Source organism: Paenibacillus urinalis, assembly GCF_028747985.1.
GTDB classification, from domain to species: domain Bacteria; phylum Bacillota; class Bacilli; order Paenibacillales; family Paenibacillaceae; genus Paenibacillus; species Paenibacillus urinalis.
Genome location: NZ_CP118108.1, coordinates 4,261,985 through 4,274,410, shown reverse-complemented (window position 1 = coordinate 4,274,410; position 12,426 = coordinate 4,261,985). Strand labels below are relative to the sequence as shown.

At 46.9% G+C, this 12,426-nt stretch carries 9 protein-coding genes; 8 read left to right on the top strand and 1 reads right to left on the bottom strand.

Going from position 1 to position 12,426, the window contains the following annotated elements; translation table 11 throughout:
* Positions 1-62: 62 nt before the first annotated feature.
* Entirely contained in the window at positions 63-932 is an 870-nt protein-coding gene (locus PUW25_RS19695; protein WP_047913280.1) for an AraC family transcriptional regulator, read from the bottom strand.
* 253 nt (positions 933-1,185) lie between these two features.
* Here PUW25_RS19695 and PUW25_RS19690 point away from each other — a divergent pair, with 253 nt between their 5' ends.
* From PUW25_RS19690 to ptsG, 8 genes are all read left to right on the top strand, one after another.
* The gene (locus PUW25_RS19690; RefSeq protein ID WP_047913279.1) at positions 1,186-2,364 is read left to right on the top strand and encodes a galactokinase; all 1,179 of its coding nucleotides are present in this window, start codon (positions 1,186-1,188) and stop codon (positions 2,362-2,364) included.
* A 4-nt stretch (positions 2,365-2,368) separates the two neighbouring features.
* Positions 2,369-3,370, top strand: a complete 1,002-nt coding sequence (gene galE / locus PUW25_RS19685; protein ID WP_047913278.1) for a UDP-glucose 4-epimerase GalE — start codon at positions 2,369-2,371, stop codon at positions 3,368-3,370.
* 13 nt (positions 3,371-3,383) lie between these two features.
* Positions 3,384-4,988: a UDP-glucose--hexose-1-phosphate uridylyltransferase gene (locus tag PUW25_RS19680; RefSeq protein ID WP_047913351.1), complete on the top strand. Its 1,605-nt coding sequence runs from the start codon at positions 3,384-3,386 to the stop codon at positions 4,986-4,988.
* Positions 4,989-5,154: 166 nt separating this feature from the next.
* Positions 5,155-6,318 carry an iron-containing alcohol dehydrogenase gene (locus PUW25_RS19675; protein WP_047913277.1) on the top strand — a complete coding sequence of 388 codons (1,164 nt, stop codon included), beginning with the start codon at positions 5,155-5,157 and terminating at the stop codon, positions 6,316-6,318.
* 451 nt (positions 6,319-6,769) lie between these two features.
* On the top strand, positions 6,770-7,291 hold the full coding sequence (locus PUW25_RS19670; protein ID WP_047913276.1) for an NfeD family membrane protein: 522 nt from the start codon (positions 6,770-6,772) through the stop codon (positions 7,289-7,291).
* Between the two features lie 45 nt (positions 7,292-7,336).
* On the top strand, positions 7,337-8,866 hold the full coding sequence (locus PUW25_RS19665) for a flotillin lipid rafts scaffold protein FloT (RefSeq protein WP_205054887.1): 1,530 nt from the start codon (positions 7,337-7,339) through the stop codon (positions 8,864-8,866).
* A gap of 76 nt (positions 8,867-8,942) precedes the next feature.
* Positions 8,943-9,839, top strand: a complete 897-nt coding sequence (glcT, locus tag PUW25_RS19660; RefSeq protein ID WP_047913275.1) for a glucose PTS transporter transcription antiterminator GlcT — start codon at positions 8,943-8,945, stop codon at positions 9,837-9,839.
* A gap of 327 nt (positions 9,840-10,166) precedes the next feature.
* Complete coding sequence (gene ptsG, locus PUW25_RS19655) at positions 10,167-12,218, top strand: glucose-specific PTS transporter subunit IIBC (RefSeq protein WP_047913274.1); 2,052 nt, start codon at positions 10,167-10,169, stop codon at positions 12,216-12,218.
* The last annotated feature ends 208 nt before the right edge of the window (positions 12,219-12,426 follow it).

Sequence of the window (12,426 nt, the reverse complement as noted above, 5' to 3'; positions counted from 1 at the left end):
AAATTCATAGGCAGGCTTTTTACTATTTAGTAAGTAGAATATGCTCAAGTATGCGCATGACTTTAGTCTGGAGAGGTTCCATTGGACTGCTCCTGCATCTGTTTGCGATATGCGCTGGGGGAGTGTCTATAGAACCGTTTGAATTGTCTCGAGAAATACAGTGCATCCGGCAGCCCGACAGAGGCAGATATCTGTTCTATGGACAGCTCAGGCCGTTCTCTAAGCAGCTGTCTGGACTTATCAATCCTCAGCTTCAGCAAATACGTGACTGGCGAGAGTCCGATTTCTTTTTTGAAAATACGGGACAAATAAGCGCGATTATAACCCAAGCTTGCACTCATTTGTTCGATGGAGATCGGATGGGCATACTGAGTCGACATGTATTGAATCATCTGCTTCACCGTCCGGCCTACCTGAGAATCCGTCATGGCTACTGCAGACTCGAGCACAAGCCTTTCTTTGGCCTCAGCGAAGATCAGATATAAGCAGCCGATGGAGGTGAGGTGAGCACTTTCCTTTTTTTCGAAAAAGGCATTCTGCATCGTGGATAGGAGTGACGACATTCTACTGTCCTGCGCGGTTGTAATCACTGGCTGATCAAGACTGAACCCGGCGTCCTTCACCTGCTTATCGGCCTCCCTGCCCGTAAAAGCCATCCAGCGATAGCGCCAGGGCTCCTCCTCGTTGGATACATAACTAACCAGCTCCGAAGGATGAATCAAAAAAATATGCCCTGCGGACAAATGGTAAGTGCGGCTCTCTGTACGAAAAACACCCTTGCCTGACTCCACATAATGAAGAAGGTAGTAATCATATATTTTCGGTCCCAGCGCATGTCCCGGTTTGGTTTGGCTCTCGCCAACGAAGAGGACGTGCAGCGGACTATTCTCGTAATCGACGGGATTGGAAGCTACTGAATATGAATCCTGCATTATTGGGTGTTTCCTTTCTTCTGCAAGCGGACTTACAGAGCAATAATGTACGTAAAAGTATAGGTATCACGTCATTAGTATACCATAAAAAGCAGGGAGTACATATGAATGAAAACCAGTGTTTTCCATGTATTCAAGTTATCCGTAGTCACATTTGTCCATAGATTCAACACATGCATACATTACCGTTAATAACGCTTCCATGTATACTTTGATTAAGCTTAAAACAACTTTTACAAAGAGGTGAAGGTTAATGAACGTACAACAACTCAAACAACAGTTTACTGAAAAATATGGTGAAAATTCTGCTGAAATCCGCGTGTTTAACGCGCCTGGACGTGTGAACCTGATCGGTGAGCATATCGATTATAACGGAGGCTATGTTCTCCCTGCCGCACTTGAATTCGGAACAACGCTGATCATTCGCGAACGCCAGGATGACGAGATCCATTTTTATTCCACCAACCTTTCGCATGAAGCGGTAATCAAGGTGGAGGATATCGGCAAGGAAAAATCAGGCGAGTGGATCGATTATCCGATCGGTGTAATGGTTGAGATCATTAAGGCAGGCACGAGCATCACAAAAGGCTACGACCTGATGTTCCATGGCGAGATTCCGAACGGCGCAGGGCTGTCCTCTTCTGCTTCAATCGAAGTAGTAACTGCATACGCATTGCTTACACTTGAAGGAGGCAAGGTGGACACAGTTGAAATATCACTGCTCTCTCAGCGCGCTGAGAACCAGTATGTTGGAGTGAACAGCGGCATTATGGACCAGTTTGCGGTAGCGAACGGTGCAGAAGACCATGCCATTCTGCTGATGTGTGACACACTTGAATACAAGCATGTGCCATTCCGTACGGGAGATTACAAGCTGATTATTGGCAACACGAATAAACGCCGCGGTCTTGTAGATTCAGCTTACAACGAGAGACGTCAGCAATGCGATCAGTCCCTGGCTATTCTGAAGGAGCAGCTGCCTTCACTGTCCTATCTGGCAGAGCTTACTCCAGCGCAATACAGTGAATTGGAGTCAGCTTTGGGAGATGACATTCTGAAGAAACGGACCAAGCACGTTGTGGAAGAGAATGCTCGTGTGCTGGCCTCAGTAGATGCACTTAGCAGCGGGGACCTCCAAGCTTTCGGGGAGCTGATGAATGCTTCTCATGATTCCTTGCGTGACCTCTACGAAGTAAGCTGTGAAGAGCTCGACGTGATGGTTGAAGAGGCTCGCAAAATTCCAGGTACACTCGGCAGCCGCATGACAGGTGCAGGCTTCGGTGGATGTACCGTATCCCTTGTGCATGAGAACGATGTGGATCGGTTTGTGCAGGAGGTTGGTGCAGCGTACAAGGAACGGACTGGACTCACTGGAGATTTCTATGTATGCGGCGTTGGCGACGGCGTTAAAGAATTGAAAGGGGAGGCGTAATACGATGGCGATTCTAGTAACAGGTGGAGCAGGTTATATCGGTTCTCATACCGTTGCAGCGCTGCTTGAGCGCGGTGAGGAAGTGGTTGTGCTTGATAATTTGCAGACAGGTCACCGGGAGGCCCTCCTTGGCGGTAAGCTATACGAGGGAGATCTTCGGGATAAGGAGGTGCTGGCGAAGCTGTTCTCCGAGAACGAGATTGATGCAGTCATTCACTTTGCAGCGAATTCCCTTGTCGGTGAAAGTATGCAAAACCCAGGAAAATACTATGATAACAATGTGTTCGGTACATTGTCTCTGCTCGAGGCGATGAAGGATGCAGACGTTAAACGAATTGTCTTCTCCTCTACGGCTGCAACGTACGGTGAGCCTGAAAAAGTACCTATCGAGGAAAGCGACCGCACAGAGCCGACCAATGTATATGGTGAGACCAAGCTCATGATGGAGCGCATGATGTCCTGGTTTGATAAAGTGCTTGGCATCAAGTATGTATCCCTTCGGTACTTTAATGCAGCCGGTGCCCATGACAGCGGTAAGATTGGAGAAGATCACCAGCCGGAGAGCCATCTGATTCCGCTAGTGCTCCAAACGGCCTTGAAGCAGCGCAAGCATATTGCGATTTTTGGAGACGATTATGCTACTGAAGACGGAACCTGTATCCGTGACTATATCCACGTAAGCGATCTTGCCGATGCGCACCTTCGTGCTGTGGACTATCTGCGCAAGGGTGAAGAGAGTAACGTGTTCAATCTTGGCAACGGTCAAGGGTTCAGCGTCAAAGAGGTGATCGAAACAGCGAAGAAAGTAACTGGCCTCGACATTCCGGTCGTCATGGAAGCACGTCGTGCAGGTGACCCTGCGGTACTGGTTGCTTCCTCAGATAAAGCCCGGGCAGTGCTTGGCTGGGAGCCAAAATATACAGATCTGGACAAGGTCATTGCGAGTGCTTGGAGCTGGCATCAATCCCATCCGGATGGGTACAGCACTAACCAAAAAGGGGAGTAAGCAAATGGCAGAGATGAACGTGAATACGAATGCAGGAGAGAAACAGAATAAGCAGTCATCCGCTGCACAAGAAGCGCTTCATGCCATAGAACGTTTGGTATTGTTTGCAGCAAGACGTCATCTGATCGAGGATGCAGATTATGATTATAGCCGTAACCAGCTGCTGAGTTTGTTTGATCTTGACGAGCCTTATGCAGGCACGATGGATGAATCTGAGCTGTCTGGACCACAGCCGCTGATTGATGTGCTGATCGATTACGGTTATGAGATCGGACTCATTCCGGAGAATACGGATACGTACAGGGACTTGCTGGATGCGAAGATCATGGGACTGGTGATGGCTCGTCCTTCTGAAGTGATTCGGGAGTTCCGTGAGATTCAGGCAGAGAAGGGAATAGAGGCCGCAACGAGCCGGTTCTATGAACTGTCCATCGATTCCAACTATATTCGCATGGATCGCATCTCGAAGAATGTGTATTGGAAGCAGCCTACGGAATATGGAGAGATCGAGATTACGATTAATCTGTCCAAGCCGGAAAAAAGTCCAAAAGAAATTGCGATGGCTAAGCTGCTTCCGCCGCCTGTATATCCTAAGTGTCAGCTCTGCCGTGAGAATGTAGGCTACAGAGGCCGGATTAATCATCCTGCTCGTCAGAACCTGAGAACCATTCCGCTTACGCTGAATGATGAGAAGTGGCTGTTCCAATACTCTCCTTATGTTTACTATAACGAGCACTGTATCGTGTTCCATCATGACCATGTACCAATGAAGCTGACGAAGGATACGCTGCGCCGCCTGCTTGGATTTGTGGATCAATACCCACATTATTTCATCGGTTCTAACGCGGATCTTCCCATCGTGGGCGGAAGCATATTGACGCATGATCATTTCCAGGGTGGAAGACATACATTTGCGATTCAAAATGCAGTGCAGGAGGCTGTGTTCCATAATGATGCGGCTCCAGGCGTTTCACTGAGTCTTGTAAAATGGCCGATGTCTGTGCTGAGACTCTCTTCCCAGGATCAAGCGGTCTTGCTTGAAGCGGCAAATGATATTTATGAGGCATGGAAGGTGTACAGTGATCCAGAGGTAGATATTCTGTCACATACGGAGCAGGATGGTCAGAAGGTACCTCACAATACGGTAACACCGATTGTGCGGCGTGCGGCAGACGGGGGATATGAGATGGATCTCGTTCTCCGCAATAACCGTACAAGTGAAGAGTATCCGGAGGGAATCTTCCATCCCCATCGTGAAATGCACCATCTGAAGAAAGAAAATATCGGTCTGATCGAAGTCATGGGCCTCGCGATTCTGCCTGGACGACTAAAAGAAGAATTGGATCTTATCGCGGATATATTGACTGGTGATGATGAGCTTCTGAAATCAGCTGTCGGCGATGAAGCGTCTGATCTTCACAAGCATACAGAATGGATCCACGCTCTGATTGAGAAGTACGGTGCTGCTCTGTCTAAGGAAGCGGCTGTGGCCCGAGTACAGGAAGAAGCAGGCAATAAATTTGCTCAAATTCTCGAGCACGCCGGTGTATACAAACGAGATGAAGCTGGTAAAAAAGCATTCCGTCGCTTTGTACAGCATCTAGGTTATACGGAATAACGGAATAGAAGCCTCATCTTTAGTTGCAATGCAAGCCTGTCCCTTGTTAGGGATGGGCTTTGCTTTTTCCTAAGGAACGATGCGGAAGTTTGTTTTTTGGAAACAAATGATCCTATAATAAGAAGTGTATCACTATCAAAATGTATGCTTGGAGGCGAATCTTACAATGAGAGCTTTTCAATTTCATAATCCTACACGCCTGATCTTTGGTAAAGGTCAGCTTGCAGCACTAAAAACCGAAGTCCCTAAATACGGGAACAAGGTGCTGCTTGTTTACGGCGGTGGCAGTATAAAACGTAATGGTCTTTATGACCAAGTCATTCAGCTGTTGTCTGAAATCGGAGCTGAGGTTCATGAACTGGCCGGCGTTGAGCCGAATCCTCGCCTGTCGACAGTACATACAGGAGCAGACCTTTGCAAAGAACACGATATTGATCTGATTCTGGCTGTTGGCGGAGGTAGTGTAATTGACTGTGCCAAAGCGATTGCCGTCGGTGCTAAATACGATGGAAGCATGTGGGACTTTGCAGAGCGTAAGGCGAAGCCGGAAGCCGCATTGCCGCTGGCTACAGTACTGACGATGGCCGCAACGGGTTCAGAGATGAACAGCGGCTCGGTTATTACGAATCAAGAAACGCAGGAGAAGCTGGGCTGGGGAAGTCCGCTAGTATTCCCTGCCTTTTCAATTCTGGATCCGGTGCATACCTTCTCCGTACCTCAAGATCAAACCGTGTATGGCATGGTAGATATGATGTCTCATACATTGGAGCATTACTTCCATCTGGATACGAATACTCCGGTACAATTGGGCTTCTGTGAAACGATCCTGCGTACGGTGATCGAGGCAGCTCCTAAGCTGATTAACGATCTGGAGAATTATGAGCTGCGTGAAACCATTCTGTACTGCGGTACGATGGCGCTGAACAATATACTGAGCATGGGTCTTGCAGGCGACTGGGCTACGCACAATATCGAGCACGCCGTGTCTGCCGTTTATGACATTCCGCATGGCGGAGGGCTTGCGATTCTGTTCCCGAACTGGATGAAGCATAACCTGCATGTCGATGTATCCCGATTTAAGCGTCTTGCGATTAATGTGTTTGATGTGAATCCGGAAGGCAAGAGCGATGAGCAGATTGCACTCGAGGGAATCGATGCACTGAGCTCATTCTGGACAAGCATCGGCGCACCAAACCGTTTGGCAGACTATGATATTGACGCGAGTCAAATTGATGTGATGGCAGATAAAGCGATGCGCTTTGGACCGTTTGGTAACTTCAATAAATTGCAGCGCGAGGATGTAGTAGAAATTTATAAAGCATCCTTGTAAAAAAACATAACCAACAGCCCTTTGCACTTGTTTAATATGCAAAGGGCTGTTTGGCATGCATTAAGAAAATGATCTGAGGAACAATACGTCAACCGCAGCTATTGATCCCATGCCCACTCCTTCCGCTTTACCCTCCCATCCAGGGAGGTAATTGAGCGGGTCTAGATATTTCGAGAGAGCATGGGCAAGCGAAGGAGGACGGAATTGTTACAGAAGAAGCGGAGCGTTCGCTTTTTGTCTTTGGATTTCTAACCGTTGAATGTTTGATAAGATCAAGAGAATCCAAAGGCAATTCGCGATCTGAGGAACAATCCGTCAACCGCAGCTATCGATCCCATGCTCACTTTCCTTATCCACACCTCAATTAGCTCTCCCTTCATAATTTTGAAACATTTACCTAATCCATACGTATATATTGACATGTGCATCCAAGATCTGAGGGAGGTGAAATATGGAGACGTTATACTGGGCTTGCCTGATCGGGGGCGCAATATTTGCACTTGTTAGCGTCTTATTCGGAGATTTGTTTGATGGTTTGCTGGAAGGTTCATTTGAGCTGGCAGGTGTTGAATTTTTGAATTCCACAGTCATCGCGAGTGCGATCACCACCTTTGGGGGAGCGGGTATTCTGCTGATGAAGTATACCGAGCTAGACACAGCCGGTCATGTGCTGCTATCCCTGTTGTTCGGCGTACTTGGGGCGTTGACTGTGTTTTTTGCTTACATAAGGCCTGCACGAAACAGCGAAGTGTCGACCGGTTTTTCCATGCGAGAGCTTGCTGGAAAGATTGGCGAGATCACTGTTCCCGTTCCAGAGAAGGGTTATGGTGAAGTGATGATTAAGCTCGTAAGTGGAAATACCCTTCATACCGCTTCCAGCTTTGAAGCCAAACCGATTACGGCAGGTACCAGGGTCGTAGTTGTGGAGGTTGCGGATGGCGTACTGCGTGTAGCGGAGTTAGACAGTTTGTAGCAAAGATATATTAAACTTAGAGGAGAGATGAGAATGCCAGATTTCATGCAAGAATCTTTACTTATTCCCGCAATTGTAGTGATTGTAATTTTAATCCTCGGTATCGCCTTCTGGGCGAGATACAAGACCGTAGGTCCAGACGAAGCAATGATTGTTACCGGCTCCTTTCTTGGAAGGAAGAATATATCTAGTGATGAATCAGGACGGGAAATAAAGATTGTTCGCGGCGGAGGTACTTTTATATGGCCGGTATTCCAGCAGTCGGAGTTCATATCACTATTATCCCATAAGCTCGATGTAACAACACCTGAAGTATATACCGAGCAGGGAGTACCGGTTATTGCAGATGGAGTAGCCATCATCAAGGTCGGCAGTTCGATTGAAGATGTGGCTACAGCGGCAGAACAATTTATTGGTAAACCAATTGAAGCTTTGAAAAGCGAAGCTCAGGAAGTGCTCGAAGGTCATCTGCGTGCGATTCTCGGCTCAATGACGGTAGAAGAAGTGTACCGTAACCGGGATCGATTTGCTCAAGAGGTTCAGGGCGTGGCGGCAAGAGATTTGAAGAAGATGGGCTTGACCATCGTATCTTTTACAATTAAAGATGTTCGCGACAAGCACGGATATCTTGATGCGCTCGGTAAGCCCCGAATTGCCATGGTGAAACGGGATGCAGAGATTGCGGAGGCGGAAGCCGTACGAGATGCGAGAATCCAAAAAGCGAATGCAGAAGAACAAGGGCAGAAAGCGGAACTACTCCGGGATACAAATATCGCAGAAGCAGCCAAAGAAAAAGAGTTGAAGGTCGCGTCCTTTAAGAAAGATCAAGATACGGCAAAAGCAGAAGCGGATCAGGCTTACCACATTCAAGAAGCCCGTGCGAGACAGACGATGGTCGAGGAGCAAATGAAGGTAGAGCTCGTACGTAAAGAGCGTGAAATTGATCTTCAGGAAAAGGAAATTACGGTGCGTGAGAAGCAATATGATGCAGAAGTGAAGAAGAAGGCCGAGGCAGATCGTTATGCGGTAGAGCAGGCGGCAGAAGCCGACAAGGCCAAAAGAATGCGCGAAGCAGATGCTGTGCAATACTCCATTGAAACACAAGCAAAGGCTACAGCTGAGCAGAAGCGTCTTGAGGGTCAGGCTGTCGCGGATGCCGAGCGTGCAAAAGGTACAGCAGATGCAGAGGTGATCCGTCTGAAGGGTTTTGCCGAAGCGGAAGCGAAGGAAAAACTGGCAGAGGCTTTCCAGAAGTTCGGCGAAGCGGCTGTGCTCGATATCATTGTAAAAATGCTGCCTGAGCTTGCTGAGCGTATCGCACAGCCAATCTCCTCCATCGACAAGCTTACCGTTGTTGATACAGGCAAAGGAGAAGGGGCTGCAAGAGTCAGCAATTACGTGACCGAGCTCATGTCAACAGCTCCTGAAATGCTGAAGAGCGTGTCAGGTATCGATGTTGAGCAGCTCATCCAAGGATTTACCAAAAAGGCAATTCCAACCGCTCCTTCGGAGCCAGCAGCAATAGACCATTTGAAGATTCCAGCTGAAGTGGTTGCTACCAAAGAAACTATCTAGGCCTAGTACTTCCAACGGTTAAATATTGACCTTAGCCTCATAATTTGTTAACTTAAGCGTGGTGTATCTTATTTAGATGCGACACGCCAAAATTACGAATTATGGGGCTAAAAGAGGTGCAAAAGTGAACCTGAAGGTAGCTAAAGTGTTGAATAACAATGTGATTATCGCGACCCACCCTGAACACGAAGAAGTAGTCATCATCAGCAAAGGGATTGGATTCAATCGCAAATCAGGTGATCAAATTCCTCTGCAGGCAGTAGAAAAAATGTTTATATTAACTAGGCAGGAGGAGCAGGAGCAATACAAGCAGCTGGTTCCTCGTGTTAGTGAGAAGTTAATAGAAACGATTAACGATATTATTTTAAATATAACGAGCAAGAGCAACGTTCCTCTCAACGAGCATATTCATATTGCCTTGACCGATCATATTGCCTTTGCTATGAAGCGCAAAGAGCAAGGCATCGTATTGCATAATCCTTTTTTGTACGAGACAAAAGATATGTATCCCATGGAGTATGAATTTGCGGAGTATGCCATCGAGCTGATCGAGAAGCGTCTGGGAGTGGATCTTGGCAAAGAAGAGATTGGATTTGTAGCCCTTCACATTTATAGTGCCATGACGAATCAGAATATTTCACAGGTGCAAGAGCATTCCAAGCTCATAGCAGACCTGGTGGCTCTGGTTGAGGAGCAGCTCGATTACCGTATCCCTCGTGATTCTCTGGATTATTCCAGGCTTGTGACCCATCTTAGATTTGCAATCGAAAGGGTTCGACGCGGTGAAGAAGTAGCCGAGATTTACAAATTGGATTCACTGCTTAATCAAGAATATCCGGAGATGTATTCGCTTGCTTGGAAGCTGACGAAGATTATGGAGAGAAGAATTAATCTTCCTGTGTACTCCGCCGAGGTGAGTTATTTGACGATGCATTTACAGCGTCTTTCCCAAAAAAAGGAGCGTAACGAATAAATTTCTATTCAATATGTTGAGTCTTATTGTAGTTTGCATCTACATCTTGTGGTTATTAAATTATTTCAAAATTAAAATAATTTTTTGATTGAAAAGGCTTGCAATCTTTTTTTTCTGGTGCTATGATGTTGACCGTAGCAATTAACAGCTTAATATTTTTGACGTGTTACTGATTCGATCAGGCATGAGTTGATTAAAGTATGATTGGCAATGACCACTATTGGGCATTATAACCCACAGGTTGTTGTACACATGCTCTATACGCTCATGCCTTTTTTGCGTTCCTCGAAATCAACTAACACATATATCCTTGAAGGAGTGAAACACATGTTCAAAAAGCTTTTCGGCGTGTTGCAGCGTGTCGGTAAAGCAGTCATGCTTCCGGTTGCGATCTTGCCGGCGGCAGGACTTCTGCTCGGGATCGGGAACCTTCTGGTCAACCCGGACTTCCTGCAGTATGTGCCTTTTCTAGAAGCGCACTGGATTCAAGTCATTGCTAATGTCATGATGAACTCGGGACAAATTGTCTTTGATAACCTGTCCTTGCTGTTCGCGGTCGGCGTAGCAATTGGTCTTGCCGGTGGAGACGGCGTTGCGGGTCTCGCTGCGATTATCGGTTACCTTGTTATGAACGTAACAATGGGCACCGTAATGGGTGTAAATGATTACGTACTTACTCAAGGGGACTTTGCTTACGCAAGCGTACTCGGTATCCCGACTTTGCAGACAGGCGTGTTCGGTGGTATCATAATCGGGGTCTTGGCTGCCTCGATGTACAATCGGTTTTTCAAAATCGAGCTTCCGTCCTACCTTGGCTTCTTTGCAGGTAAACGTTTTGTTCCAATTATCACTGCAGTGATGGCGCTACTGATTGGTTTGGCTCTAACATTGATCTGGCCGCCAATTCAAAATGCGATGAACTTTATTTCTACAAGTATGATTGATACGAACAAAACACTGGCTGCCTTTATTTTCGGTGTGATCGAACGCTCGCTCATTCCGTTTGGTTTACATCACATCTTCTACTCTCCATTCTGGTTTGAGTTTGGTGAATATGTAAACAAGGCTGGAGAACTCGTTCGTGGTGACCAGAAGATATTCATGGCTCAGCTTCGTGATGGTGTAGAATTTACAGCAGGTACATTTACGACAGGTAAATATCCGTTCATGATGTTCGGTCTTCCGGCTGCAGCACTTGCGATCTACCACACAGCGAAGCCAGAGAACAAGAAAGTTGTCGGTTCCCTGATGGTTTCCGGTGCACTGACAGCCTTCCTGACAGGTATTACAGAGCCGCTTGAGTTCTCATTCCTGTTCGTAGCACCAATCTTGTTCGCAGTTCATGCTGTGTTTGCAGGTTTGTCCTTTATGGTGATGCACATTCTCGGCGTTAAGATCGGGATGACCTTCTCCGGCGGATTCATTGACTTCATGCTGTTCGGCGTATTGCCAAACCGTACGCCTTGGTGGCTGGTTATTGTCGTAGGTCTTGTATTTGCGGTAATCTACTACTTCGGTTTCCGTTTCGTCATTCAGAAATTCAATCTGAAAACACCGGGACGCGAGGACAAAGTAGTAGAGACGGGATCGAACAATACAGGATCGAAGGACGAGCTCCCGCATCAAATTCTAAAAGCCTTTGGTGGTTCAGATAACATCAAGCATTTGGATGCATGTATCACAAGACTTCGTATCGAGGTTAAAGATAAAGGCAACGTCAATAAAGGGCGTTTGAAAGACCTTGGTGCTTCTGGAGTATTGGAAGTTGGTAACAACGTACAGGCGATCTTCGGGACACGTTCCGATACGATCAAGTCCCAAATGAAGGACATCATGGAGGGGCGTACACCGGCACCAGCTCCAGCAGCTGAAGAGCCTAAACCTGAAGAAGAGCAGGCACAAGGTGAAGCAGGTGAAGCGATCATCAACGAGCAGATCGTGATGCCGGTCAACGGTGAGCTTCTCGATATTACGACAGTTCCAGACCCTGTATTTTCGGAGAAAATGACAGGTGATGGATTCGCGATTCTGCCGCATGATGGAACGATTGTATCACCAGTGAACGGTAAAGTGTTCAATGTATTCCCAAGCAAGCATGCGGTCGGCATCATGTCTGACGGCGGCAAGGAAGTACTTGTTCACATTGGAGTTAACACGGTGAAGCTGAAAGGCCAAGGCTTTAATGTTCTGGTTGCTGAGGGAGATCTTGTCTCTGCAGGTCAACCGATCATGGAAGTTGACGTGAATTATGTTAAGGAGCATGCTCCTTCCATTATTTCACCAATTATTTTCTCTAACCTGCCGGAAGGATCCACAGTTACACTGAATAAATCCGGTGTACTGAAAGCAGGCGAAGAGGGAATTATAACAATCAAATAAGACGAGATTTTTACGTTTGAATGTATAGCGCCGTAAAAGAGCTCATGCAAGGTCTAGTTCAAACTTAAGGTTTGGCTAGATCTTGCACTCATTTACCAGCTGCATGATTCGATGTGAAAAATCAGTCTATTGTGGTTCGATACTCCTGTGTAACAGGTAATATACGTATATGACGTAATCACAACCAACTAAAAAAATGACGAAAGTG